The 26,488-nt window shown below is 56.2% G+C and carries 26 protein-coding genes; 14 read left to right on the forward strand and 12 right to left on the reverse strand.

The window, feature by feature from the left end:
- Positions 1 to 326 precede the first annotated feature (326 nt).
- A complete protein-coding gene (relB, locus tag ABHR63_RS08110; protein ID WP_195241088.1) occupies positions 327 to 548 on the forward strand; it encodes a type II toxin-antitoxin system RelB family antitoxin in 222 nt (73 codons plus the stop codon).
- 253 nt (positions 549 to 801) lie between these two features.
- Positions 802 to 1,080: a hypothetical protein gene (locus tag ABHR63_RS08115; RefSeq protein WP_195241089.1), complete on the forward strand. Its 279-nt coding sequence runs from the start codon at positions 802 to 804 to the stop codon at positions 1,078 to 1,080.
- 1,346 nt (positions 1,081 to 2,426) lie between these two features.
- Here ABHR63_RS08115 and ABHR63_RS08120 read toward each other — a convergent pair.
- Together ABHR63_RS08120 and ABHR63_RS08125 are read right to left on the reverse strand one after the other, a co-directional pair.
- A complete protein-coding gene (locus ABHR63_RS08120) occupies positions 2,427 to 3,710 on the reverse strand; it encodes a relaxase/mobilization nuclease domain-containing protein (protein WP_346965301.1) in 1,284 nt (427 codons plus the stop codon).
- Complete coding sequence (locus tag ABHR63_RS08125) at positions 3,707 to 4,243, reverse strand: plasmid mobilization protein (RefSeq protein WP_195241091.1); 537 nt, start codon at positions 4,241 to 4,243, stop codon at positions 3,707 to 3,709. The genes ABHR63_RS08120 and ABHR63_RS08125 overlap by 4 nt, the downstream gene beginning before the upstream one ends.
- Positions 4,244 to 5,902: 1,659 nt before the next feature.
- Between ABHR63_RS08125 and ABHR63_RS08130 the strand changes: the two genes are divergently transcribed.
- A complete protein-coding gene (locus ABHR63_RS08130; protein WP_271740839.1) occupies positions 5,903 to 7,591 on the forward strand; it encodes an ABC transporter ATP-binding protein in 1,689 nt (562 codons plus the stop codon).
- Between the two features lies 1 nt (position 7,592).
- A complete protein-coding gene (locus tag ABHR63_RS08135; protein WP_075843399.1) occupies positions 7,593 to 7,937 on the forward strand; it encodes a hypothetical protein in 345 nt (114 codons plus the stop codon).
- Positions 7,938 to 8,340: 403 nt separating this feature from the next.
- On the opposite strand, the gene ABHR63_RS08140 is transcribed toward ABHR63_RS08135, so the two are convergent.
- Both ABHR63_RS08140 and ABHR63_RS08145 read right to left on the reverse strand, forming a co-directional pair.
- Positions 8,341 to 9,606, reverse strand: coding sequence for an ATP-binding protein (locus ABHR63_RS08140; RefSeq protein ID WP_346965300.1), 1,266 nt, complete (start codon positions 9,604 to 9,606; stop codon positions 8,341 to 8,343).
- A gap of 188 nt (positions 9,607 to 9,794) precedes the next feature.
- Entirely contained in the window at positions 9,795 to 10,031 is a 237-nt protein-coding gene (locus ABHR63_RS08145; protein WP_271740840.1) for a helix-turn-helix domain-containing protein, read from the reverse strand.
- 124 nt (positions 10,032 to 10,155) lie between these two features.
- Between ABHR63_RS08145 and ABHR63_RS08150 the strand changes: the two genes are divergently transcribed.
- Together ABHR63_RS08150 and ABHR63_RS08155 are read left to right on the forward strand one after the other, a co-directional pair.
- Complete coding sequence (locus tag ABHR63_RS08150; RefSeq protein ID WP_346965299.1) at positions 10,156 to 13,512, forward strand: coiled-coil domain-containing protein; 3,357 nt, start codon at positions 10,156 to 10,158, stop codon at positions 13,510 to 13,512.
- 65 nt (positions 13,513 to 13,577) lie between these two features.
- Complete coding sequence (locus ABHR63_RS08155) at positions 13,578 to 14,231, forward strand: hypothetical protein (protein ID WP_346965958.1); 654 nt, start codon at positions 13,578 to 13,580, stop codon at positions 14,229 to 14,231.
- Positions 14,232 to 14,511: 280 nt separating this feature from the next.
- On the opposite strand, the gene ABHR63_RS08160 is transcribed toward ABHR63_RS08155, so the two are convergent.
- Positions 14,512 to 14,736 (reverse strand): hypothetical protein, encoded by a 225-nt coding sequence (locus ABHR63_RS08160; protein WP_195241072.1) that lies wholly within the window; start codon positions 14,734 to 14,736, stop codon positions 14,512 to 14,514.
- A gap of 438 nt (positions 14,737 to 15,174) precedes the next feature.
- A complete protein-coding gene (locus ABHR63_RS08165) occupies positions 15,175 to 15,414 on the reverse strand; it encodes a hypothetical protein (protein WP_346965302.1) in 240 nt (79 codons plus the stop codon).
- A gap of 494 nt (positions 15,415 to 15,908) precedes the next feature.
- Between ABHR63_RS08165 and ABHR63_RS08170 the strand changes: the two genes are divergently transcribed.
- Positions 15,909 to 16,460, forward strand: coding sequence for a ParA family protein (locus ABHR63_RS08170; protein WP_195241076.1), 552 nt, complete (start codon positions 15,909 to 15,911; stop codon positions 16,458 to 16,460).
- On the forward strand, positions 16,460 to 16,762 hold the full coding sequence (locus ABHR63_RS08175; protein ID WP_195241077.1) for a ribbon-helix-helix protein, CopG family: 303 nt from the start codon (positions 16,460 to 16,462) through the stop codon (positions 16,760 to 16,762). The genes ABHR63_RS08170 and ABHR63_RS08175 overlap by 1 nt, the downstream gene beginning before the upstream one ends.
- 1,185 nt (positions 16,763 to 17,947) lie before the next feature.
- On the opposite strand, the gene ABHR63_RS08180 is transcribed toward ABHR63_RS08175, so the two are convergent.
- Together ABHR63_RS08180 and ABHR63_RS08185 are read right to left on the reverse strand one after the other, a co-directional pair.
- A complete protein-coding gene (locus tag ABHR63_RS08180; protein ID WP_271732109.1) occupies positions 17,948 to 18,547 on the reverse strand; it encodes a helix-turn-helix domain-containing protein in 600 nt (199 codons plus the stop codon).
- A gap of 187 nt (positions 18,548 to 18,734) precedes the next feature.
- Complete coding sequence (locus ABHR63_RS08185) at positions 18,735 to 18,893, reverse strand: ribbon-helix-helix domain-containing protein (RefSeq protein WP_195241079.1); 159 nt, start codon at positions 18,891 to 18,893, stop codon at positions 18,735 to 18,737.
- Between the two features lie 601 nt (positions 18,894 to 19,494).
- Between ABHR63_RS08185 and ABHR63_RS08190 the strand changes: the two genes are divergently transcribed.
- From ABHR63_RS08190 to ABHR63_RS08210, 5 genes are all read left to right on the forward strand, one after another.
- Complete coding sequence (locus tag ABHR63_RS08190) at positions 19,495 to 19,743, forward strand: hypothetical protein (protein ID WP_155086624.1); 249 nt, start codon at positions 19,495 to 19,497, stop codon at positions 19,741 to 19,743.
- 77 nt (positions 19,744 to 19,820) lie between these two features.
- Positions 19,821 to 19,958 (forward strand): hypothetical protein, encoded by a 138-nt coding sequence (locus tag ABHR63_RS08195; RefSeq protein WP_195241080.1) that lies wholly within the window; start codon positions 19,821 to 19,823, stop codon positions 19,956 to 19,958.
- A 417-nt stretch (positions 19,959 to 20,375) separates the two neighbouring features.
- Positions 20,376 to 21,014 carry a hypothetical protein gene (locus ABHR63_RS08200; protein WP_195241081.1) on the forward strand — a complete coding sequence of 213 codons (639 nt, stop codon included), beginning with the start codon at positions 20,376 to 20,378 and terminating at the stop codon, positions 21,012 to 21,014.
- The gene (locus ABHR63_RS08205; RefSeq protein ID WP_195241082.1) at positions 21,011 to 21,736 is read left to right on the forward strand and encodes a metallophosphoesterase family protein; all 726 of its coding nucleotides are present in this window, start codon (positions 21,011 to 21,013) and stop codon (positions 21,734 to 21,736) included. Before ABHR63_RS08200 ends, ABHR63_RS08205 begins: the two co-directional genes overlap by 4 nt.
- Positions 21,736 to 22,473, forward strand: a complete 738-nt coding sequence (locus ABHR63_RS08210; RefSeq protein ID WP_195241092.1) for a metallophosphoesterase — start codon at positions 21,736 to 21,738, stop codon at positions 22,471 to 22,473. Before ABHR63_RS08205 ends, ABHR63_RS08210 begins: the two co-directional genes overlap by 1 nt.
- A gap of 30 nt (positions 22,474 to 22,503) precedes the next feature.
- Here the strand turns inward: ABHR63_RS08210 and ABHR63_RS08215 are convergent, their stop codons facing one another.
- The 4 genes from ABHR63_RS08215 to ABHR63_RS08230 form a co-directional block, all read right to left on the reverse strand.
- A complete protein-coding gene (locus ABHR63_RS08215) occupies positions 22,504 to 23,013 on the reverse strand; it encodes a DUF5067 domain-containing protein (protein ID WP_195241083.1) in 510 nt (169 codons plus the stop codon).
- 34 nt (positions 23,014 to 23,047) lie between these two features.
- Entirely contained in the window at positions 23,048 to 23,257 is a 210-nt protein-coding gene (locus ABHR63_RS08220; protein ID WP_195241084.1) for a hypothetical protein, read from the reverse strand.
- Positions 23,258 to 23,259: 2 nt separating this feature from the next.
- Entirely contained in the window at positions 23,260 to 23,952 is a 693-nt protein-coding gene (locus tag ABHR63_RS08225; RefSeq protein WP_195241085.1) for a hypothetical protein, read from the reverse strand.
- A gap of 225 nt (positions 23,953 to 24,177) precedes the next feature.
- Positions 24,178 to 24,762, reverse strand: coding sequence for a recombinase family protein (locus ABHR63_RS08230; RefSeq protein ID WP_195241086.1), 585 nt, complete (start codon positions 24,760 to 24,762; stop codon positions 24,178 to 24,180).
- Between the two features lie 409 nt (positions 24,763 to 25,171).
- Between ABHR63_RS08230 and ABHR63_RS08235 the strand changes: the two genes are divergently transcribed.
- The gene (locus tag ABHR63_RS08235; protein WP_227790521.1) at positions 25,172 to 26,365 is read left to right on the forward strand and encodes an ATP-binding protein; all 1,194 of its coding nucleotides are present in this window, start codon (positions 25,172 to 25,174) and stop codon (positions 26,363 to 26,365) included.
- Positions 26,366 to 26,488 lie beyond the last annotated feature (123 nt).

Consider the following 26,488-nt stretch of genomic DNA (forward strand, 5'->3'; position numbering starts at 1 on the left):
AGTGTACTGAGTATTTTGACTTGGGCGTTGGATGGGTGCTCGGTCACCGCGTGCGATGGTGAAAACCGGGCCAGGCCTTACCAGCGGATATGCATACAGGAGGGGCTTCCATTTTCCATGTCCCGCTCATATCGTCTGCCAGAAACCTGACGAATGACCTGTCCCCCTGTCATGCCCTTGTCACAAAATCTATTAACGGGACCGTCAAATTTCCTCCTGCATTTTCTGACGGTACCGCGGTTCCCGCATACGTTTTGGGACTGTTGAATATGAACAATAAGATATGTACCAGTAAAGTTCGATGCCAGCATTGATTGGAGCGCTCAATGTGCGAAATTGCGGTCATGTTTGATGAGGGTGAAATGGCTTTGATTCAGGTTCATGCGGACGCCGCAGGCGTGCCCTTTTCCGAGTTCGTGAGAAGGGCGGCACTCGAAAAAGTCGAGGACATGGCGGACATCGAGGCTTATGGCAAAGCCTTGGATGAGGATGACGACGCCCGCTACTCAATGGATGACGTCATGCGTATGGCTATGTGGAACAATTAGCCGTTCACGGTGCCAAACAGGCCGCACGCGGTGGGCGGCGGCATTGCCGAAAAATCGACCTCACCAGATGCGATTTACGGCCCGAAAAAGGGGTGCTGCTGGCATCCACACCAACCTTTGGCTAAACGTCCCGTAAATCGAATCCTGTTAAGCCGCCTACCTGCAGTTTTGTGAAATTTGATACCACCGGGTGAGAATCATGTCCGCGCGGGGCGATATATTAGGTAAAACACCCGCGAGGAAAGGAATAGCCATGAGCGACGCACAGGAAATCGTTCAACGACTCGAACGCGAGATGGCAGACCGAGCTGCCGCCGTTGAGAAGGTTGATGCTTTCAAGGCTCAGTTCAACCAAACCATCAAGGCCTTCATGGTCGCAGACAGTGCGGTCCGCACCCTTGACGACCATGACAGCGAGATCGACGCCCAGATTGCAACTGCCATCGACGAGCATCTTCGCGCCATCGACATGCTCTGCCACTTCGGCATCGACGGTGGTTTCGGTAAGAAGCATCCGATCAAGGAGTACTAGACCGCTGCATGGCCATGGAAGTAAAGTAGAAGAGGGTCGAAACGAAGCAGTTCCCGGACAATTGGCGTCCGGCCAGACACTTCGGCTCGGCCCTTTCTCGTGCGTTTTTCCAGAAAAGCTCTAGAACATTTCTAGATGCATTCCGAAATGATTGCGAATCGCTTTTGATGCGGTGCCTAACGGCACCTATGATCCGCTCGCGAAGCTCGCTGATTTATATATCTCTTTGTACATTTTCGACTACAACCAAAAACGGATTCGGCGTCCTTGCCGAATTGTAGGTGTTACAGCCAGATGTTCTTGTCCGCCCGGGGAGCGAAGCGACGCCGGCGCTGAGGGCTGACAGCTGGTACGCCTCGCGCTAAGGGCTTGCTTGTTTATAAGACTGCCCGCGAGGTCTGATTGGCTTGCGGGTTGAATTGTTAGGTGGTGGAGTATCCACAGATTTGGGCACAGTCGTGGACCCTCCCTAAATCTTCGAAACCAGCATGTAGCTGGGAAGACCTCACCCGCCCCTTGGCCTTTTGCTCGACGATCTCGCGGGTCTCCACATGGCTCCGCCATGTATCCGGACCATTCGTTTAACGCATCGGCCGTCCTCACCGATGCCCCTCTACATGACAGGGCCCAGGGTGGGGCACAAAGTCCGTCACGGCTGCACGCCTACCGCAGTCCTCCTTGCTTGACGTTGCGGCTACTCACCGCCAAACACACGCGTCGCCGCGTGGATATCCCACCGACTCCTGCTCTTCAGCTTTTAACCTACTTTCCTGCAGTATTGCAGCAGGACGAGCGCTCGGATCCTGGCACGCCGTCCCCGCCCTTATGGGCCGAGGCAGCGCAGGGGTCACAGGGAAGGCACTACCCTCGTCGAAGTCTCCTCGTGGAGACGGGACGGCAGACCTGTACAGCTCAGTCACCGATTATTCGAGCAAAACGCTACCTTTTTCGCAGGCCCTGGGGCCTGGCCGACCGGGAACGGCATATGTCACACGCCCGGTCGATATGAAAAAACCTCCCGGTGAGGAGGTTCCGTTTTTTCTCTTATCTACTTCTCCGTGTTGTCCTGACCTGCGGGTCTGGATAAAATGGAGTTGTCAGATGGCTTGTGGTTTAAGCGTCTGACGGTGTAGATGTTGAGTTGGTACCTCACTCTACGCGGTTCCACGGTGTTGGTACCACCGCTGGAACAACCTCGATGATAGCACGCCCGCCCGTCTTAACGGCGGGCGGGTTATCAAATTTTTAGCTATCTACCTGCGAAAACTTAATACATTGGTACTACGGTATGGCTCTTTGCGGTGCCGCCAATAGCTGACTATTAGTGAATCTGTAACTAATAACTCTTAATAGTTTGTAATTAGAGGAAATTCCGAACTATTAGCGCCAATAGTTCCACCGCTCTTCGCTGGAACTATTGGCAAAAAAGGCGAGCACGCCGAGTCGCCGCGCGTGTAATCGCCACGATCGACAGTGCGATCGGACCGATAGTGAGGCGCGTCGCTACCGCCGTGCGCCTGGCCGGCAGCACGAACGCGGTCATCGTCGGCATCGGGAACGGCGCCGGCATAGCGGTTGCGAATCTCCCTTGCGTAACCGCGACGCGCAAGAAGCTCATCGCGAACCGCCGGATCTTCGAGCAGGTCCTCATCGCACTTCGGTGCGATGAATTTGGGGAATGAATTGTAGGCGACGCCCTTGCTCGCTTTCGCTTGTTCGACCCACGCCGAGTACGCCTTCTTAAGACGTTGAATGTAAATCTCACAGCGCTTCTCGTACGGCAATGCTCGCTCGGCTTCCAGCACGTTCTTTTCGAACGCCGCTTCAAGTTGTTTGACCGCGAAACGTCCGTCGAGTCGAGTCAGATTGAAAGTGCACTTCGGATTGCCGGCTTCTTTGATATCTAGATCTGTCGCATAGACTCGATTGTTCTTGATGAAAATGTCTACGCCCCACGATGCAAGTAGTTTTTTGAACTGCTCCATGTTCTTTACGCGACCTTCGTCAATTGCGATATGGATCAGCTCGCGCAGATTGTTTTTGTAACTGTATTCGTCGCGGTCGATGATTTCCTTTTCGATCTCGCGAGGTTGGCGCTCACGAATCTTCGAATTCTTCTTTCCCTTCTCAAGTTGGACGAGGTTCCATTTGTCATCAAGTTCACGAACCCATGAAGCGCGCTTGTATTTGCCTCGACGGCCACCGGTGTCGCAGCGTTTACCCGTCAGCAAATCGGTTCGATTTATCGCCATGTGGACGGCATAACGTTTGCCAGCTTTATCGCTTTCTTCATGCAACGCAAAGATAACTTGCTGATTTTGATAATGCTGGGCGACCCATTCTTTCGCGTACGACATGCATTTTTCCGGAGTCATCTTACCGCCGTTGCACGAACATTCTTCGGGCAGGAACGCGAGAATCTGGTGAAGGATAGTCACGTTCTTGGCACCGGCTCTCGAAGGTTTGTCGTGATGAAAAACCTTTCTGGTCATCGCCATTTTAGAAAACCAATACTTGTCGCATTCGATGTTCCAACCGTCACGGGCCAAGGCATGTTTTCCGTTGATGTACTTACGGACATTCTTTGCGTACCGATCGCTCGAAACGCTCTTCTGCTTGATAACCGTCATTTCGTTTCGCCACCTTCGATGAAATAACGACGCTCAAGAGTTTTCAGGAATCGAAAAGCGAGATCCGCGCTTTTCGTAACGTGGTCAACGGTTCTGAAAACCGCTATCTCGTTATAAGAGGGAAGTCCGTTAGCATTTATGAAATGCATGAGCTGATTGAGGTTTGTGCCCTGCTTCAAAAGTTCGTGATAAATTTTCTCGGCACCTCCGCGATCGAAATCTATCTTTTCGACTTTCCCACTGATAAGAACGCGGCGGGCGTATGAACTGACGGTTACACCGAGCGAGTTCGCGTTGCTTTCGATTTTCTTTTTCTCTGCTGGAGAAACCTTGATGTGAATCTCTTCAGATCGAGATTTCTGGTCGACGTTTTCTGCAGAACCGAAATCAATATCAAACTCGTTGATGTTGCATAAAACAAACCGTATAAGTTCGGCTTCGCTTAACTTATGGCGTTTTGCAATTGAAGCGATGGCTTTCTTCTCTTCATCGGAAAGAGATGCTTTGACGGTGTGCGGGCGAAGCCTGCTCATGATTCCTCCGGAAACGAATCAGCGATCGGAGAGGCCTCCGATCAAAACCTGCTATGCGATTCGCTTTCCTTGAGGAACGGCTGGCGTCGTTCCAAAAATGAAGAATCGACTCCACGATTCTTTCGCGCGAAGTTTCAACTTCGAATAAACCTTATCGCCGTGAGAGGCGATAAGCAAGATTTGTGGTGTGGTGTTTTTGGGACGAATAGGCCCACAAAAGTGCCACCCACAGTCATCTTGCAATCTCCGGAACGGGGATTGGGCGAAACGCAGTGTAGACGTGGAATGAGAGGCCTCATTCCAAGCGAGAGGCCTCGCGGCGTTGTAACTGCGTGAAGACCGTGAGCGAAAGTGAATTTTTAACGCGAAGGATGCTGAGTGTTAGAGATTCGCTGTAGCGAGAGCGGAGCGGGTTTGCGGCGCCCGCGACGCAAACATTCGACTTTATCGAATCGTTTTTCGATACGCTTGCGAAAAAGTTGAGGCAGCTTTCGACATTTCAATGACGCGGAGAGTCTTTAGTGAGACTCGTAGCGTTGTTGGATTGTCGAAAGGTACCGCGAATCGCATTACGGTTCGAATGGCGATTCGATTTTCATGCGGCGGTCAAGCCGCCTATGATCGCGACCTTCGGTCGCTATCGATTTTCAAAGCTCGCGTTTTGTTTTGACGCGAGTTGAGATGCGAAACGAAAAACCGAAACGCCCGCGCGAGCCGTTTCGACTTTTGCGCGGGCGTTTCGAATCAAATGAAAATCAATACGATGAGTTTTTGAGTTTCACGCTTCATAACAGATTTAAAAACTACGGCGTCGATTCCAACTGCCATCAATCAACCGATGCAGTCGCAGTCAACTTACCGACCCAGGTCCAAGGGCGGAGCCCTGGCAAGAGCCAACGGCTGCGAACTTGTGGCTACATTTACGATGGAGGTACAAGTTCGCGTCTCTTGCGAGATTTTTCATCTCACAGCACATTTCACGGCAAACCATCGCCGCGCTTAGATCGCCTCGGTGTCCGGTGGCTGTCCGGTAGCGAACCTTTTACCGAGACGCACCGGAGACATTGCGTAACTGTGTCATGCCGCAACAATGTAAAAGTGTGACTGCCGAACTGTGTAATAACGCAATAACGTAACAACGTTATTGCGTCACTTTTTAACGCCGCCAAGGGCGCCGGGTTTTTAGGGCAGAGCCCTAGTGCGCCGCCGGGCTTTGTACGGCGGCGCACGACACTTGCGGAAAATTTTCAGGCGCGATTAGTTCAATGTTCAATTGTTCTGCTATTCCACAGAACTATGTAATAACGACATTACGTAAATACGGCATTGCTGAAAAAGTGAATACCGTTGACACTCCCCGTAGTTGAAACCAGGGGTTTTACGACGGTTTTGATAATCTATGTGGCCAATATAATGCCGTTGAACCCGCATATCGATACCGTTCAGCCATTCGCCTCGCCCCCGTCGCACGCATCTTCATTCGGTCTGTCATTATTAATCTAACGATGTTTTGAGAAATGTAGGTGCTTCTGAATGTACTGTCGACTTCTTCTCAAACTAATCCTAAGAGACAGGGCCGTATGGATTTGTACGCTCGTTCTCGCTGCAGCCTTTTCCGTCCCCATTGCGTTCAATTCACCCATCTACGGACCCTTCTTTATGAAGCAGGGCATGCAGGGCTTTGTCGACGCATTCAATACGCGCGCGCCCCAGGCCAGCGGCACAGACCTATCTCCAGAGCAGCAAAATGACGCGGAGCTTGCAAGATACGCGAACGCCGCCCTTGCCGCTCAAACCGACGCCGCCTTTCTCGATTCTGCCGAGAGCTACTACGCGCTCATGGGCGAAGGCTTCCAATCCGGGTCCATCGTGGGAGACCGAGAGACCAATGACGCGGCGCTCGCATATTGCCGTGCCCTGAGCAGCTCCGGCATCACGGATATCCCGGCCTCCGCAAGCGACCTGCCATTCCTTTCCTTCCTGCCTTACGCCGTTGCCACGGCGCCGTCTTTCCTTCCCTTCATCCCCTTCCTTCTCTCGTCGATACTCGTGCTCGGCGCCACAAGGCCTGCGACCCTGGCGGCAAAGGCGCCCGTGCCCAAATTCCGGCGCCTTATTCAGATCGTGTTTTCGATAATCGCCGCGGGGACCGCGATGCTCCTCGCCGGCCTCGCACCCGGGGGCATTTACGCCTTGGCCCTAAACGGCTTCGGGCAAATTGGGTACCCGATCGCCTTCTTCCATGACGGCGCGCTTACCACCACGACCGCGGGAAACGTCTTCACGACCCTGCTTCTCGCGCTGCTTGCGGGCGGAACCTTGATATCCGTTTGCTCCGTCGTCCTATCGACCGCAACGAGGCGCGTCTTCGCGGGCCCCCTTGCCTCCGCGCTGCTTGTCGCGGCCCCGGCATTCCCGTTATTGTCCGATTCGGCGCTGGAGCATAATGCCGTGCTCGGGCTCCTGCCGCTGGCCGTGTTCTCGCCTATCGAGGCAACGGGCTACGTGGGATGCTTCCCGACGGAATTCATTGGCTCCGGTTCAGGCAGCGCATCGATGCTTGCCGTGGCACTGATATACGTCGCGGTCCTTTTTGCGGTCGGCGCCGTTGCGGCACGTTCCCCCAAACAGCCTGGACCCGCGAAAAAGCACCATGGGCTCGAGCTTCTGGACGCGAGCGTGGGATACGGAAGCACGACGATACTTTCAATCGGGTCGCTTTTCCTGAGCCCGGGAACGGCGGCGGGCCTCGTTGCTCCCAACGGCTCGGGGAAAACCACCCTTCTTGAAGCGCTGTCGGGCCAATTTCCCACCCGCATCCGCTCGGGAAGCCTGGCGGCAGACGGAATCTGCCAACGTCGATCAGCCGAATTCGCAGAACTCGTCTACCTGAGCTCTTCGGGCGGCGCGGATCTCTACCCCACGCTATCGGCCCTCGAGCACCTCTCTTTCGTTAGGGAGGCGTGGAAATCGGCCGCCGACATCGACTCGCTCTGCAACTCCCTCGGAATCTCCCCATATCTCGACAAGCCGGCCCGTAAACTCTCGACAGGAATGAAGCAGCAGGTAAAGCTTGCCATGGCGATAGCGACCGATTGCCCGTACCTCATCCTCGATGAACCGCTGAACGGCCTCGATCCGGGAAAACGAAAAACCTCCTGCGACGCGATGCGCAGCGAAGTGACACGGGGCCGCAGCGTGCTCATCTCAAGCCATCTGCTCGACGACCTGGCAGACCTCACCGACTCGTTCTACTTCATCGAGGCCGGCACGCTCGTGGAAAAGATCGAGTCGTCCTCGCAAACACTCAAGCAGGAATACCTCGATACATACGAAGGAGGTGAATGACATGAAACTATTTGAACAGCTGAAGCCCAATGCGTCGCGCATGGCTGTCTACGCCATCCTCGTGGCAACGGCTTTATGCGGAATCGCGGCACCCGTCTATGCGCTCAACGGAAAGAAAGGCGATGTCGAGCCTGCGTACATGAGCTCGACGGTTAAGGACCGGTACAAAGCCTTCTCTGGAGACGCGTTTTACGTAGCAGAGTACGACACGACCTACCGTGAGCTTCGCTACAACAAGAGATACGAATATCTAGGCGCAAATGCAATCAGCTATACATCGGGTTGGTACGGCTCCCACTATGGACACATAACCCAGTTCAAGTGTAACTACCGTGTGTACAACTAAAGCAACCGGCTGGGACGAGGGGCGACGCAAAAGCGTCGCCCCCGTTTTTAACCATGCCAGCTGAACCTGGTTCAGGCTTCAATGCAAGAAGAAGCAGGCAGAGGTCCAGATTTCGGACAAGAAGAGGGCGCTCGCGCGCGAGGTGCGCAAGGCACGCAACCACGCGCTCATGGTCGCCGGCGGGCTCATCGTGAACCACGCGCCGTGCGGCAACTGGAAACGCATCGACTGGGACAGGCTTGCGGCGTGAATCGACCGCCACGGATACAAGATCACCGGCTCCACGCAGCACGGAATCTGGACCCGTAACCTTTCGTAGCCCAGATCAAAATACCGGTTGTTTCCAGAAATCCTCTAGGAGGCGTCTAGATAGAGGATTTCTGGAAATGCAAATAACAATAATTTAGATTCCGAGCGTATCGACCGGAGCAACAACGATGCCTTCGCTAGTTACGTGAGCCGGCATACCAAACCCGATGACGATGAGTTTCGCCGCAGGCGGCCTCTCCCCGCGATCGACCAGCTTTCGCTCAAGTCGAAGCAGATTTTCCACTGCCTCTGGGACTTGGGGGCTCCCGAGCTTAACCTCAACGGCAACCCACAAGCCGTCACGACGATGGACAATCGCGTCGACCTCTAGGTCGTCAGCGTCGTGGTAGTGAGATACGGTCGCATCGCTGGCCGCCGCGTAAACCTTGAGATCGTGCAGCACAAGGGATTCGAAGAGCAAGCCAAGGGTCTTCGGATCGGATGACAACGACTCCGGATCCGCACCGATGAGGGCGACGGCGAGCGATGAGTCCGCAAGGTGCCGCTTCGCGCCCTGCCGCAACTTCACCGGCGACCTGAGAGCCGGATGCCACGCGGGGACATCGTCGACGATATTGATACGGCGCAGCGCGTCCATGTAGCCGGTAATCGTATTCTTTGAGACGTCAACACCCAAATCCCTTTCGATGGACCTCATGCCGGCAAGAGTTGATTCATTGCGTGCAAGCGACGAGAGCAAGGCCCTTACCTTAACCGGGTCACGTTTCACTCCATCCGCCCTCGAAACGTCAGACTCGCAAACACCGTCAATATAGGCGGCGGCTATCCGCATTGCGTCGGCAGTTGTCTTACCGACCGCTTGGGGCCAACCGCCGCGGCAGAGCAAATCCGCGATACCGGCGATACCGGCGATGGATCCGAGTGACGCCGCAACGGAATCGCCATCGAGCAGCGCACCAAGCGAGACCGCTCCCGACGAAATACCGAGCTCGAAAAGCGTCATGGTATCCATCCGCAAACGGGCGATTCGACCCACACCGCTGTGCATCGGCTGGTTCTCGGCTCGCGGCGTCGCAGATCCGGTGAGAATGAACTGTCCTGGCTCCCCTCCCCTGACATCGCATTCGAATCGCACGGCATCCCATAGCTTCGGTTCTTCCTGCCATTCGTCGACAAGCCTCGGGGTCGGTCCGACAATTGCTTGGGCCGGATCGAGACGAGCGAGTTGGAGGGCCGCAAAACCGCCAGATGGGTCGGAGAGAGATAACGATGACTCGGCAAATCTCTGAGCTGTCGTTGTCTTTCCACACCATTTCGGCCCCTGAATGAGCACTGCACCAAAAATGCCAAGGTCGCGCTCGACCAAGCAGTCAACACAACGTCCTATATACCTATCCATCGGCTTTCCCTCCAATCATTCATTTGAAATTATAGCGTCTATCTGCGTCGTTGGGACAAATAACGATTACTTATTGGGACGATTGACGGTAATTTATTGGGACGATTGACGATGGTTCGTTGGGACGATTTCCATTTTCTTAAGGCACTAATCAACGAGACCCACTGTGAACTATGAGACGGATAAATTTAGCTGACGCCTCTCATGAGTTCAGCAATGCTGATTTGAAATCCGTCGGCAATCTTCTTGAGATTTGAGAGGCTAACATTACGCCGCCCGACTTCAATGCTCGCGTAGTAGGAACGATCCATTTCAATCAAATTGGCAAACTGCTCCTGGCTGCACCCGAGTCCAGCGCGGAGCTCTTTACATCTCAAGCCGAATGATTTCTGAAGCGTCTTCGTATCCATGACAAAAAGAGTCATGGATTGTTGTATTTATGCCAATGGACTATATACAACAATCACAGTTGAGGCGCATAATTATCTCTATTGGAAAGCACTCTGATGCCCAGTCGGATAGGGCACGGAAAAGGAATGGAACAGCACAATGACTCAGGGAAAGCATTTCGCTGCCGGTGGCGATCACTTCGCCGCACTGCCAAGCAAAAAGATTCACACTCCGAAGGGGATCGCGCGTCTGACCGTCACCGCGGCGACCATGGCCGCCATGACCGGATCGAGCCTCATCTCACCGTTCACGGCATTCGCCCAGACCGGTGACGGGGGCACACAGCACCCCGCCGTGATGTCGCCGATCGCCGCCCACGCCGGCGCGGCATCCGGTACCGGCGCGAAATCCGTCGCACAGACCATCGCGGATCTGCAGAAGGCGGTCGACGAGGCGAAGGCGAAGGAGGACGCCGCCAAGGCAGCCTACGATGAGGCCGCCGGTCCCTACAACGAGGCGGCTTCCGCCCGCGACCAGGCTAAGGCATCCTACGATTCGGCAGTCAGTGCCGGCACGGCAGCCGACCGAGCGGCAATGGACGAGTACGCCCGTCAGGTCGCAGAGGGCAAGGACGCCGCCGATGCCGCCGGCAAGGACCTCGAGCAGGCGAAGGCGGGTCTCGCAGACGCCAAGGCAGATGCGTCCGAGAAGGACGAAGCGTACCAGTCCGCCATCAAGGCGGCCCAGGACGCTCAGGACGCCCTCGATAAAGCCAAGGCCGATGCCGTAGGCGCCACCCCGGAGGCTATCCGTACCGCCGAGCAGGCCGTGCGCGACGCCACGGATGCCGTGAGCAGGGCACAGGCCGAACTCGACAACGCCAACGCGACGCTTGCCGATGCCCAGTCCAAGCTGGTTGTGACCCAGTCTGCAAAGGATTCCGCCGATGCCGTCCTTGTCGCAGCCAAGCAGAACAAGGACGCGGCGGATGCGAAGGCCGCAGCAGCCAGCGCCGCCTATGAGCAGGCGAAAGCCGACCTCGCCGCAGCGGAGGCAGGCGCCAGCGGTCCGGAGTACGATGCGGCAAAACAGAAGGTCGCGGACGCAGAGGCAGCCCTCGCTGCCGCACAAGCGGCACAGTCTCAGTGCGAGTCCGAGCTCGAGCAGGTACAGTCCGCTGCGGCAACGGCACAGGCCGACCTGAATGATGCCCAGGCGTCCCTCTCCGTAAAGCAGCAGGCCGCGGCCGATGCCGAATCCGGTGTGAACGCCGCCCAGTCCGCACTCGATGCCGCGAACGCCGACCTCGATGCCGCCAAGCAGGCGAACGTCGACGCCATCTCCAAGCTGGATGCAGCGAAGCAGGCTGTCAAGGACGCTGAGTCCGCCAAGGCAGCCGCCGATGTAGAGCTTGCGAACGCCAAGGCCGCAAAGGATACCGCAGACGCCGCCGTGACCGCCGCGCAGCAGAAGGTCGACGAGGCACAGGCAAAACTCGATTCCGCCGGCGCGCAACTCAAGCAGGGAGCCATCGGCTTCTTCCGTGCCATGGGTGCCAATGACGCAGTCAACATCATCCTGAATGCCAAATATGCCGGAAAGACCGAAGTCGGCAACTCCAAGGACGCCACGTCTCTTGACAATATGCTCAATGCGATCAAGTGGATGAAGTCCGTCAACGACTACCGCAAGTCGGTCGGCCTGTCCGAGCTCCATGTCACCTACAAGCTCATCGCCGGTGCGATCGCAGATGCCAACTACAGCGACACCGTGCTCGATCATGCCCGTCAATATGATTTTGCCGAAAACCTGGCATGGAATTACGGAATCGATCCGAGTGGGCAGTGGATCGAGCAGGAGAAGGGCTTTTTCGACAAGGCAACGGAGGCCCTTTATGGAGTCACCGGTCTTGTCGGCAAGGATGCCTATGATTTCTATGCAAAGAACGGTGTTGCAATCAACCATTGGATTGCAGCCAACTGCCACTGGGAGAACGGCAGTAGCGGCACCGTCGGCCATTACATGAACATCATCAATCCCGAACTCGCCGTTATGGGAATGGCAACCTGCACCAAGGGCACCATGTCCGGGCTTCAGACGCAGTGCTACACCGCAGAGATCTCCGGCTGGTCCGGCTCCGGTTGGAACATGAACCCCATCTCCGTCGACGAGTACGAGCAGAAGCTGACCTCCTATATCAACGGTCTCAAGAACGCCAAGAGCGCACTCGACGCAGCCAAGGCCGATCTCGCATCCAAGAAGCAGGCAGCCGCCGGCGCCGCCACAACCGTCCAGCAGAAGCAGGTCGCGGTGGATTCCGCACAGGCAGGTGTCGATGCCGCAAAGCAGAGTGTTGCCGATGCCCAGCGTGCCGTCGATGCCACCAAGGCTGATGTCGCCGCCAAGCAGCAGGGCGTCACGGATGCCCAGACCGAGCTTGATGCGGCGAAATCGGACCTCGATGCCGCCAACGCGGCAGTCGATACGGCAAAGTCGACCGTCCAGCAGAAGCAGGTCGCCTTTAATGCCGCCAACGCAGCCGTAACGACCGCACAGTCCAAGCTGGACTCCGCCAAGGCGGACACCGCATCCAAGCAGCAGGGCGTGGACGATGCGAACGCCGACCTCGCGAAGTTCTTCCAGGACGTCGCCGACGCCAAGAAGGCGCTCGATACAGCAAAGAGCGTCCATGACTCGGCGGTAGCCGATCAGACCGAGAAAGCGACCGTCCTCGCCGCCGCCGAGCAAAAGGCGGACGCCACCGCACGCGCCCTCGCGGATGCCCAGCGTGCCGTCGATGCCGCAAAGACCGACACCGGCGTTGCCGCCGACAGGCTTACCGGCTCCCAGACCGATCTCGATGACGCACAGTCGAACCTCGACATTCTCACCGGCCTTGCCGCGAAGCTCGCAGAGGCACAGCAGCGCGAGCAGGATGCAGTAAAGGCCGTCAATGACACCAAGGCCGCGCTCGATGCCGCGAAGGCGGATACCATCGCCGCCGAGTCCCTGGTCTCCGCCGCCGAACAGGCGAAGGCGCAGGCAGACGCCAAGCTGTCGAAGCTGAACTCCATCGATGCCGGCGCGGCGATCGCTTCCGGCCATGATGTGAACGCGGATGACGCCCTCAACGCGCTTTTCGCCGCAGCAGTCGAGACACGTGCCAAGGTCGCGCCCGCCAAGGCCATCCTGGACGAGAAGCAGGCCGCGGTGGACGAGCTCCAGCCCGGCTACAATGCGACACTCGCCGCCTACGAGCAGGCGAAGTCCGACCGCATCGCAGCGGAGCAGAAGCTTTCCGATGAGATCGCACGACAGGAGGCAGAGGAGGTCGCAAAGCAGCAGGCGGCATACACCCCGAAGCATCTCGCCGGCACGGATACCGCCCAGCCCGGCAGCCTCGCCCAGACCGGCGACCGCGCGGGACTCATCGGCGAGACGTTCGTCATCGGCGGTACCGTCCTCGTGGCAGCCGGCGTCTTCCTCGATCAAAAGAAGCGCCGCGAGCAGATGTAAAAGCGAGCCGGGCGTTGGATATCGGCTGGTGTCCAACGCCCGGTTTCATGGGCAGGGAGATCGGCGTGAGAACAAAGGCTATTATCGTAGCGCTTCTGGTGTGCCTTTCGGCACCTCAACTTGGATGTGCCAGCGTTGCAAAGCAAGGAAGCGGCTCTACGGAAAGGGCCGCTACGGCGGTAAAGAATAAAGACAAAAAGAAGCCGAGCGAAGAAAAGGCGGCGCAAGCCTCTGGAACCAAGACCGAGGAGAAGAAAGAATCCGACGGCAAGGACCAGAAGTCCGATGACTCCAAGAAGGAGGATAACAAGTCTTCCGACTCGTCGAAGTCTGACAGCAAGGGAAACTCCTCCGACTCGAAGCAGAATTCCGGCAATTCACAGGGTTCCGGCAGCAATAATTCCTCTTCCAACAGCGGTAGCCAGAAGAAATGGGTTGCCGAGCAGGGGCACTGGGAAACCGACTACGGCCAGGTCTGGGTCCCGAACGTGGTATATGTGCGACACGAGCGCTACTGGGTCAACCATGGCGGAACCAAAGTCGGACCGTTTGACAGCAAGGCCGCCGCATGGTCGTGGTGCGATAACGATGTTGATAATGGCGGTATCGGTGGCTCCGTAATCGACGACTCCTACACCACCAGCGAGGACCAGGGGCATTATGAGCAGCAGGCGACCGGCAGGCACTGGGTCGTGGACGTGGCCGGCCACTGGGAGTAATGTGCATCGTTCCTCTCCTCTTACATTCGGTAAATAAATATTTATTTGCGGGCGGCCGGTTTCGGCCGCCCTTTTTAGACGCCCAGTCTGGGAGCAAACGATAGGAAAGCAATCAAACGAGAGGCTGTTCCAAAAAAATCCGGCGGTGCCGGATGCTTCGGGCAAAACCTTCCGCAAATTCAACCGATCTACAACTGTGACCATATAACTGTGCGCACATATTAGCATGGTCATATGGTCACCTATTTACAGCTGCGATTATGCTGCAATAACTCAATCGTTAGTGATTATTAAACAGCCAATCGAAGCCAGGCTTGCCCAGTGTTTGGCGCATCTGCCCCACCTTGATCTCCGTCTCCACGCCATCCTTGCCGAAGACGGCGCTCATGTTCCCAGCGGTCGGAATGACCGTTTTCACTTCGCCCGTAGTGAAGTCGAAACGTTGGCTGCTGACCTGGTTCTCAAGATGGATCTGGCCATCGAATCCAAAGACACTCTGGAGCATGGCTGCCTCCTTGCAAGAAACTGTCGCCCCCAGGATAACAGACGGGCGGGTCCGGCGCAGCATATAACGCTCGGTAATACATGACCATGTTAACGTAGTCATATGTTCACGTATTACAAGCTGGGACCTCATGGATTAGAGCTCGAGCCGCGCCCGTGCTCCTTGGCGTCTCGCGTCCGACCGTCATCAAATGGCTCAAGCCGGGCTGGCGCGATGAGTGGGATGAGGTCGTGAGGCGGATGGACGCCGGCAACGTCACACCCATCCGCCTCACGGACGACGGGATCCCGTGGACGCCGGAGGCCGTGGCCGTCGGGGCGTCCGGCGGGAAAATCATCGGGGTCGATGCGTGGGGCATGGCGAAGGTTCTTACCGGAGCCTATGGTCCCGGCTCTCCCGGTCGTATTCCTACGATATCGCCCCTAAATCACCAATGTGTCAGACAAAGAATGAGGCAATGGCTATGACCACGGCTACGGCAGATGCAACGACTGCGCCTTTTTTCCTCTCCTTTAGTCCGGCGAATAGGGTTGCCGTAAAGTAAAGGGCGGAAATGCAGGCTATGGCAAGCGAAACGAGTTCCTTGGGCGGTTTCAGCAAAAGGTCGCTAGCAAAGAGTAATGCAAGCAGGGCAAAGCCGATTGTGACCAAGTATCTTGATTGATTTTGCGACAGCATGGCAACTGCCTTTCAGAACATGCAAGTGAAAAGTCGGTACGATGTCATTGCGGTTGCAAACAAGCCGCCGTCAGGACCGGTTGTCACGAGACCGGCGATAACGCATTTTCTCGGTTTCCAGCTCATGACAGACCCCTCTCTCATGGTACAACGCATACATTATGAGATATGCACATTATCTCGCTAATTAATTTCAATATCCATCATCCAACTAAAGAATACTGACTCATCGGTTCAGCGACGATGCGTTTTTACCCTTGCGTTCCCACTCGCCGCGTCGGCGGTCGGAAGGGTCTCCGTCTTGCAATCAGCGACCTTGTAACCGTATCTGATGACTGTAGGTTAAACCAACCCATAGCCATGAGCACGTTAACGTAGTACTATACTAATTACTGAACATGCTCATATATTTCTAACTGCGACTTAGAATTACTTAATATAGTCACATGTTAATGTGCTAATATATGACTATGCTATTTCAGAAAGGGGAGGACATGGCGACGAACATCCTGCTAGTCAATCAGAAGGGCGGCGTCGGTAAGACGACGTTCGCCGACGAGATCGCCTGGGGTCTCGAGCGCCGCGGCCACAAAGTCGGATTCGGCAATCTCGACCCTCAGGGCGGCGCGAACCACGAGAAGAACCTGCTCGACGACGAGGACGCCGTAAACGTCATCGACACGCCGGGTTTCCTGAGTGACGAGACGGCCACGTACGCGAAAAACGCCGACATCGCGATCATCCCGGTCCAGCCAGGCACCCTCGGCCTAAAGCCGATGAAACGCACGATCAAGGTCATCACCGAGGCCAATCCCGATTTGTCCTTCGCAATCATCGTCAACAACTTCGCGGCAAACCAGACGGTCGACCGCCAGTTCCTCGAACTACTCGAAGCCGATGACTTGCCCGTGCTGGGCACCGTTCCGACCGCAGCGGCCTTCAAGCAGGGCGCGGCCCTGGGCAAGCCCGTGTACGAAATCGCGAAGAGCGGCAAGGCAGCCCTGGCAATCGAAAACATCCTGGACGAGATCGAGGAGGTCCTGTAATGGCCGGAAAGTTCAAGAAATCGACCTCCTACTTCGACGTCGCCGCGGAGAAGGCCGAGGAGAGGCAGCAGAAAATCGTTGAGAGCGCATCTGAGCCGCAGAAACCGGCTCCGCAGGTACGGAAAGCCGGGCGTCCCAAAAAAGGCGCCGAAGGGGCATCTGAGAGGCTTGTACAGCTGTCTGTGTACGTTCCGGAGAGCTACCGCAAGCGGTTGAAGCAGGCCGCGCTCGAGGAGGACAAGTCCGTATCGGACATCGCTCGCGAGTTGTTTGACGAGTACCTTGCCGAAAAGGGGTTTTAACGAAGAGGGCGGCGTGACGTTCTTGACGTTGTGGCAGAATGAAAGCCCAAGAGGATCAGGACAGGGGTATCGAAAGGTGCCCCTGTCTCTTTTTAAGCCACTGAGAGCCGATTTAAGACCCCGTTTTATCTATCAATGAGAAAACGGTCGAATCCCACCGATAGAACGTCTTATCTTCAATTCTGTGACCTTCTAGCGGTATTCTGTGCAAGGTTGACTGAATACCGGTATCCCGATCGACCGGGAATCGGATTCGGCACTCATTGCCGAATTGGACGGGTTGCGACTGAGTGCGATAGGTCGCCCGGGGAGCCGAAGGCGACGCCGGCGCCGGGGATTGGCGAGAACGTGGGCGGGGAGTTGGGGCGGAGCCCCCACACTTTCGGCCGAAGGCCATGCCAAGGAGCCGCAGGCGACGCGGAGCGTGCGCAAGCGCGCGGAGGGCAAGGAGGCGTAGCCGACGCGCAGGGAGCCGAAGGCGACCGGAGTGCGAGCGTAGCGAGCGCCAAGGAGCCGCAGGTGACGCGGAGTGAGGCGTAGCCGAACGGAGGGCAAGGACGAAGGATTTCCTTGTTTGTATATCCTTCGATCATTAAATGCTTTCTGGTGGATTTCTCCGTTTCCTCCTTGAGTTCAGACTAAGTGAATCTTATTCACTCTAGTCAGACTTGATGGGTTGCATGAACCCATAGTTGTGGTTATTTCAACCCATAGTTGTGGTTATTTCAACCCATAGTGCATGGGTTAACTGAACCCATAGTTGGCATGGGTTATTTCAACCCATAGTCTCGTGAGACAACCCATAGTTGATAAGTTGACTCCGGTTAACACATGCTCAAACTATGGGTTGAAATAACTATTCCGGTACTTTTTGGCATTTTTCGATCGCTTTCTGTGGGTTGGTTTAACCCATAGCTAAAAAAGTGGCTTAAATTGTCTATGGGTTCTTTCAACCCATAGCTATACCGTCACGGAAAAGCGTCCGCGATCTCTGTCAGCAAGACTATGGGTTGTTCTAACCAATAGTCTTGCTGAGGAACCGTTATTTAACCCCTATCAATAAAATGATTTTTCGCCAAGCTATGGGTTAAAACAACCCATAGCTATACTGTAGGTTGTTTTAACCCATAGCTTGTAAGGAAAAGAAATAGGGCTATGGGTTCGTACAACCCATAGCCCTTCAAACTAGGCAGAATGCTTTGCGTCCCACTGAGCTTTGCGTTTCGCCGAATTCTCGGCGCGTTGCTTTTTCTTGCCCTCCTCGACTTCGAGTCTGCGCTTAGCGATCGCCGTCATATCGAGCTGGTACTCAACAGTTTTATTGTTCCCGCGCGGCGACTTAATCAAAAGACCAAGTTCGACGAGCTTATCGATTCTCTTCTTGACGTTCGACCGATCCGAGTTGACGTCCGCCGCCATGGTGGCAAGGCTGATGTAGCAGGTGGATTTGTAAACGTCCTTGCGCTGGAACGACCAAATCCGCCCCATGATATCGGTGTCAAGTCTAGGCAAACCGAGCTCGAGCATCCATGGCGGCTTGATGATCGCGACCTTCTCGCTGACCATATCCTGCACCATGTGGGCGACACGGGACGATTCATCCGATGCCCGGCGAAGTACCTCGCGGTGACTCTCACTATTGGCCATGGCGGCATCTGTGACGGCCTGATTCGCGAAATCGGACGCCGTCCCCATTCCAGACGGGTTTGCGGGACCGGACGGGTGGCTATCCGTGTCCCACGGATAGCCACCGCCCACATCCGGTTTTAAATTTCTGGTATTCATAAACTAGCCTCTCGTTGAGGCTATCTAGCCATCAGTCGAAGTGATGCCATAGTATTTTGGTAGTACTTCAACATAGGGACCCAAATCGAAGCATACGTGTGCTAGGATTGCAGGTAACAGGCCAGAAAGCCACATTTGAACATGGAAAAAGCCCTTCTTACTTGCCGGTAGGGGGCTTTTTTCATATCTATTTTTGCTCTTTAACACGCTCCAAAAACTCGGAGATAGCGATTGCCGCCATAGACGACTTAGCTACACCGCGACTCTTCGCGTAGTTATCGAGATCACGCCAAATTTCGAGAGGCAGAGTAACCTGGATTCTTTTCTTCTCCTCGGCCACTGCCATAGACAATTACCTCCTTCGTTAAACAAACGAAATCGTACCACTACTGATTGAAACAAAGCGTATCACAAATACTGTCTAAAATACAAACTAACACAAAGTGGTACACCTAAATTCGCTAAATCTTTTCGTTCGGCCAGATAGGCACTCGAGTTTCCAAAAGGGGTACAGGAAATTGCCGAAAAGGGCACAGGGGCGGCGAGTGATTCACCAAGAGTGAAGGTGGGCCCTCTTGCCCAAGCGTTACTCGTTGCTTTGAATGGCAGCGCACTAGGGCGACGGGAGTACTCGGGAGACCTGCCTGTATATTATGCGGCTGATTGAATGGCAACAGGGCCGGCGACGCTGCCGGCCCTGTAACTGTCTACGCGGGACAGGCCGCGCATGTTGAGTTCAACGCGTCTCGTGACTGTTCAGATTCTGTGCACTGGGCGATTTGTTTTGGTCGTTTAGCTGGGCTAATGGTGGTTATTGGCTGCTGGGCTGGAGGATTTGGACTAATAGTTGCTAATAGTGGCCGGATGAAGAGCTGTTCAAGCTATTAGAAGCAATAGCGAGTACGGTCTTGGCTGGAAAACAGGTCGCGAGCAGGGGAGGGCCGAGCATGTACGGACCGGTGAGCAAGAACGGGCCGGCGTTGGAATTTGGGGAGATCGGCGAGGAAGTTAAGGATGAGGTTCGGCGGCAAGCGACTGGCGAGGCCGTCGAGAGAGCCAGGGGCAAGCTCAAGGCCCGTGACGAGCGCGAAGACGATCCGTTTTGGGGTCGCGGGAATCAAGAACACCTTCGTCGAGCTGCGGAAAGACTGGATTCCGGCGAGGGAGTGGAGCACGGATTGATCGAAGAAGAATGACGCTCTGCTAGAATCAGCAGCGCTGTCGGCAGTCCTCGTGCCGGGCAGAGCCCTCCATCCGATGGGAGGTGATGCCCATGACCGATTTCACCGAGTTCGTGAAGCTCCTGACCGCCCTGGTCTCGCTCCTCACGGCCCTCGTCGGCCTTTCCAAGGCACTCAAGCAGGGTTCGAAGCCCAAAAGAAAGGTCACCGTCGCTAAGGCGGTGACCTAACTCTTCAAAGCAGCGGCTCTGCCCAGCTTCCTACGACTTGGGCTGCCGTCGGCACCATTCTACCCGTTTGACATTGCTGTTGTCGATGCGCCGTATCAAGAATCCACGGCAGCGCTCGTGGTTGCAAAACAGCCCAACAAATAGTGGCTATTAGTCAGTTCGACTGTCCAAAAGGCCTAATAGTTGCTAATAGTGGCTAGTTGGCAACGGATTTGGGCTATTAGTTCTAACAGTGCCTATACTATGACCCCACAAACGGGACACGGTTTTCTGCCCGCACGAGGTTTTGAAGTTTTAGCTGGGACAATCCGGCAGATTGGAGCACAGAACATGAGGTTCGAACGCCTCATGTCGCTCAAAATACGTCTCCTCAACTGCGCAAAGGAGAACGGTTTTTAGCGACAAGGAGACAATGGAATGATCTGGTTCACCAGCGACACCCACTTCGGGCATGAGAACGTGCTGAAGTTCACCGACCGCCCGTGGGAGACGATTTGGCAGATGAACGACGCCATCGTCGACAACATCAACGGTAAGGTTGCCGTGGATGACGAGCTCTACATCCTAGGGGATTTCTCATTCAAGATGACCGCCCAGGACGCCTATGGGCTGCGCAAGCAGATCGCTTGCAGACATATCCACCTCGTCCCGGGAAACCACGACAAGGACTGGACCCAGCCGGCGGTCGCGGGCGCGTTCACCGTGGAGCCGCCGATCTGCGTGCTCAAGATCGACGGGCAGAAGATCGTCCTGAGCCATTACCCCATGGCCGACTGGCAGGGCATGAGCCATGGATCGTGGCACCTCCACGGGCACATCCACAGCAGCGGCGGCGCGTACAACGAGTTCAACCGCAAGCAGGGCCTTCTGCGCTACGACGTCGGTTGCGATGCCAACGGGCACTCCCCGGTGAGCCTCGACGAGCTGAGGGAATGGTTCGCCGGAGTCGACGAGCCGTGCGGCCGGGTGAAATGGCCCTGGTGGGTCAACGAGACCGGCGACAGGCAGGTCGAGCGCGAGCTGGCGGCGTACAAGAGGGAAGCGGCAATCCGATGACGGCTTATGTGACAGGCGACATCCACAGTGGGCTTGACATGCAAAAGCTCCGCGACTGGGAGCTTGGGGATAGTCTGACGAGCGACGACTACCTCATCGTCGCCGGTGACTTTGGCTTTCCATGGAACTTCTCTGCCGAGGAATGCGCCGACATCGCCTGGCTGGAGTCGCGCCCCTACACGGTACTGTTCGTCGACGGCAACCACGAGCGCTTCGACCACTGGGAGGAGCGTCCCATGGAACCGTGGCACGGCGGGCTGACGCAACGCCTGTCGGATACTTCGTCTATTCGGCGCCTGACGCGCGGCGAGGTCTTTGAGCTCGACGGTTCGACAATCTTCACCATGGGCGGTGCCACGAGCGTGGACAGGGAATACCGCGTGCCGTATTCCAGCTGGTGGCCTCAGGAGCTCCCGGACGAGCGCGATTTCGATACCGCGCGGGCAAGGCTCGACGAGGTCGGCTGGAAGGTCGACTGCGTCATCACCCATACCTGCGCCACGCGCATGCTCTCGCCGACGCTCTACCCGGACCCAGGCTGGGAACGCCCTGATGTGGACCGGTTGACCGGATTCCTCGACGAGCTCGAGGACCGCCTGGACTACAAGCGCTGGTATTACGGACATTTTCACCGAGACGGCAATCCGGACGAACGGCACACGGTGCTGTATGACCGGATCGTGGGGCTCGGGGACAAAATCCTGCCGTGGGGTGCGTACTGATGACGGTCTATGTGACGGGCGACGTGCACGGCAGGGCCGAGTACGGGTCCAGCCGGTTTACCTCCAAGTCTTGGCCGCTGGGCCGGACCCTGACGCGCGATGACGTGGTGATCGTGGCCGGCGACTTCGGCTTTGTCTGGGATGGATCCAACGCCGAGAAATACTGGCTCGACTGGTTCGAGTCGAAGCCGTGGACCACGTGTTTCGTAGACGGCAACCATGAGAACCATCACGCCTTGGCTAATCTGCCGGTACGGGAGTGGAACGGCGGGCTCGTCCATGAGGTGCGACCGCACGTGCTGCACCTGATGCGCGGAGAGGTGTTCGACATCGACGGGCTCACGGTCCTTGCCATGGGCGGTGCCGCGAGCAACGACAGGCAGTATCGCAGGGAGGGGAGGAGCTGGTGGCCCGAGGAGATGCCGAGCGAGGAAGAGATGGAGCACTGCCGCGCCTCGCTCGACCGCGTGGGCTGGAAAGTCGACCACGTTGTGACTCACGAGGCTCCTGCCGACCTGGCAGAGCAACTATGCCGGGAGCGCGAACGCGAGTATCTGGACGACCGGCTGCAACGATTCCTTGGCGAGCTCGACGGGCGACTCGGCTGCCGCGCCTGGTTCTTCGGCCACTACCACGGCGACGAGTGGCGTGACGCCAGGCATCGCCTTATCTACCGAGACATCGTGTCGGTCGAAGATGCTGCGCCCGCTTCTAGAAACCTTCTAGAAGCGCTCTAGAAGGTTTCTAGAAATTAGGCGCCATATGGACTATTCCAATTCAAAAGTCTGATCGAGGGAGTTCGACCCGGCACCCATCCCGTCGACTTTCACTTCGATGGGAGACATGTCGTTGAGGTCAAAAATCGACACACCGTCGCATTCGCCTCCCGGCGCAAGCCCTTGCGAAGAGAAGTGATCTTCCTGCAAATCGGCAGCAAACCCGCGAGATAGCATCTGCTTATTTTGATAAGCCGTGATGTAGCTACCAACAGCGCATGAATCTGCCGATCGGTTGTTAATGGCGTGCCAGCGAACAACGGCAACCTTCCCGCCATCGCCAGTCGAGGAATCATGCACCTCGACGCCGGTGACTGAATACTTCATCTTGCCGTAAACCCCGTCTTCCTGCGCGTTATCAGAATCGGCGACCTGAACTGCCGTCTGATAATCGTCTGCCTGGCTGCACCCAGAGGTCATAACTAGGGCGGCTGCCAGAACACCCGCAGCCCCAAAGTTCCGAGCTAGGTTGATTGCCTTTTTAACAGAGAGATGCTCCATCGATTACTCCAAACTTAATTGTTTTTGAATGCCATCAGCCAAACAGCCAAGCCCCAATGAGCATGACCACTGAAACTGCCGTAAGCGAAGCCCAGACGGCATTTTGACGGGTGATGACACCGCTGATGGTGAGCGGATTTGCGCCGGCACCATCAATGACAGTCCAGACGAGTGGCGTGACCAAAAAGACGACTAGCCCTGCCGTTATCAACTCACGGCGAGACGGCCTTAGCTTGTCGGACATATCTACACGCCCCTCGTCTGGGTCATGACCTCGACCTTGGCCTCGGCCACGGCCGCCCGCTGCTCGGAGGCGGCGAGGCGGTCCTTGAGGGCGGCGACCTCGGCCATCAGGTCACGCTGGGCGAGGAGGGAGACGTTGAGATCGGCCTGAGCCTTGGCCGCGGCGTCGACCGCACCCCTCATGCTTTCAATTCGATCGTCTTTTGCGGCTGATTCTGCCAAGAGCTGATTGTTCTCGGAATCGAGCTTCTTGAGCTGCGAGAGGTAATCGGCGGCGGTGGCGTGGAGCTCATCGTTCTCAATCTCCAAGCTCGCAGTATCCAGCTCGAATTTCTCTTTGATGGCGGCGACCTGCTCGACGCAATTAGATTTGATGCTCTGAATCTGTTCCATTGCACTTTTCTTGGCAGCGTCGGCGTCCTCGCGGGCAGCACGAGCCTCCATCGCGGCAGCTTCGGCAGCGCCCACGATGATGCGCTTGACCCGCTCGACCGCCTCATCGAGGACGGCCGATGCGTCGAGCGCAGCCTTCACGCCGGGAGTGGCGTTAGGGTGGTAGCCATCGACCAAGCGGGCGACGGTATCGGCCTGCGAGAGACCAAGGCTCGTGCTGATGTCCTTTATGGCGTCACGGGTCTCCGATGAGACATTCAGGCTGGTCATTTTCTTTTCGGACTGGACTTGGTTTTCGGCCATGATGCGGCACTCCAATCAACAACGGGCATGGCTCCGCCATGCCATATGGCTGGGAACAATGCACGGCCGCTGTTGAGTTGTCTTTTTCCTGCGATCGGTGAGTTCTAAAAAGGCGTCTCAAGTCATGCGTTCACGCAGGTTTTCGGTTAGAGAAATACCGCACCCTTATATAGTAACGCCGCCGCACTCGGGCCTATTAGGCAAATCGCGAAACGGCAGACGGACTTATTTCCTGACGCCCACCAATCCGCGTTCACGAAGGATGCGGTACAGCGTTGATTTGGAGACGCCAGTCGCAGCGCAAATATCGGGAATAGGAGTCTCTCCTCCAAGATAGAGCCTTACTGCAGCATCGGCTTTGACGCCGGCAGTGCGAGGCCTGCCACCCACGTTGCCGCCGTGGCTCCGTTTGACGGCGATACCCTCGGCCTGGCGCTGCTTGATTAGGTCGCGCTCGAGCTCGGCGGTGCAGGCGTGAGTGCCGAGGACGAATCGACCGAAGGCGGTATCGAGGTCGACCGGCTGTTTCAAGGAAGTTAGCTTCACGCCGAGATTTCGGAACATAAGGTCGTAGTTCAGCAATTGCCTGGTCGATCTGGTTAGGCGCTCCCAGGACTCGACTACCACTTCATCGCCGGCCTTCATCTTCTTGAACAGACGCTTCTGCTGAGTTCGGTCGCCGTCCTTGGCACCCGTGACCTTGTCTTTGTAGATATGGCCATAGGGCACGCCGGCGTTGACCAACGCCTCGATTTGCCTATCTAGCTTCTGATCCTTCGTGCTCACGCGAGCGTATCCGTATCTGGTCATTTTCAGCCTCCTGCCTTGTCTTTTGATTTTCTCATGGGAATGCAAGTGGAGGTTTTGACACTGGGTTTTGGCACTCGCTGTTCACGGCATCGAGGGTTCGGTTTTCGAGTGCCGCGCGGCATACCTTTTGAGACGTCGGGGCCTTGAATATGAGCAATAAGATGCGTATCAGTTCGCAATGGTTCGATGATGGGACCGGCTATACCGGTTTTTCGATATGGCTATGGCAGTTTTTATATATCGAGTGAGCACGAAGGGCCAGAAACTCGACTCGCGGAGGGGCGGCGGCAACCCGCTGGTGAAGGGAGTTAAGTTGGCGGGTTCGATCTCCCGGTTCAAAAAATACTCAGTATACTGAGTGATTTTACTCAGTATACTGAGTATTTAAGAAACAAGGAGGTAGATTGACATGTTTGAGCGCCATCAAGTTGCCGTGATAGCCCAAAGGATGCGGGAAACGAATAATCCGTTGATGCAATTTATAATCGGGCCCCGCCAAACGGGAAAGTCGACCATGTTCGTGCAGGCGTTGCACCATGTAGACATGCCCTGTCACGTGGTCAATGCGGACGATGTTGTGAATCCCGATGCCAGCTGGCTGCAAATCGAGTGGCAACAGGCAAGAAACCTCACGTCTGGAGGTAAGGCCCCGGCCGTTTTCGTTGTTGATGAGATTCAAAAGGTGCAGAGTTGGTCCACGGTCGTCAAGGGATTGTACGACCGGGATCGCCGGGAGGGGACGCCGCTCAAGGTCATGTTGACCGGATCGTCGTCGCTGCTGCTGCATAAGGGCTTGGAAGAATCCCTTATGGGCCGTTACGAGCTCATTCGGTCGCCGCATTGGTCCTATCGCGAGTGCAGCGAGGCCTTTGACTTTTCTTTTGAAGACTATCTCTATCACGGCGGATATCCGGGTGCGGCGCCGCTGGTTTCCGATGACGCCCGTTGGCGAAACTATATCCGAGATGCGATCGTCGAGCCGGCGATCTCGCGCGATGTTCTCTCGTTGGAGAATATCCGCAAACCGGCGCTGATGCGCGCGCTCTTTTGGCTCGCGGCGAGCTATTCGGGACAGGAGCTTTCGTATTCAAAAATGGTAGGCCAGCTGCAGGATGCCGGCAACACGGTCACGGTCGCCGGGTATTTGGACCTGCTGGGCAAGGCCGGTTTGGTTACGGCGATCCCCAAGTTCAGTGACAAGGAGCTCGCAAAGCGCCGAAGCACCCCGCGGCTCATGGTTTATGACACGGCGTTTATGACGGCGCTCGGCGATAAGGGCCGTGCAGAATGGCTGGAGGATTCGGCGCGGCGGGGTCATTTGGTGGAATCGGCAGTGGGTGCACGACTGCTTGCACGCGCGCCGGAAGAGGGTTTTGAGGTTATGTGGTGGCGTGAAGGCGTCAAAGAGGTCGACTTTGTGCTGCGAAGGGATGATGCACTGAGCGCCATTGAGGTCAAAAGCGGTGGAGAGTCCGGCCAGAGCGGCATGTCGACGCTCCTAAAAAAGTATCCGCGAGCCAAGCGGATCGTCGTGGGAGGAGCGGCGGCCGGGGCGTGCACCGTGGAGGATTTTCTGCTCGATAAGGTACCGCTGTTTAACTAGCCTGAGCAAATTGAGAAAATACTCAGTATAGTGAGTGAAATCACTCAGTGTACTGAGTATTTTGACTTGGGCGTTGGATGGGTGCTCGGTCACCGCGTGCGATGGTGAAAACCGGGCCAGGCC

The organism is Collinsella aerofaciens, from assembly GCF_039752775.1.
In the GTDB taxonomy this organism is placed as follows: Bacteria; Actinomycetota; Coriobacteriia; order Coriobacteriales; family Coriobacteriaceae; genus Collinsella; species Collinsella aerofaciens_R.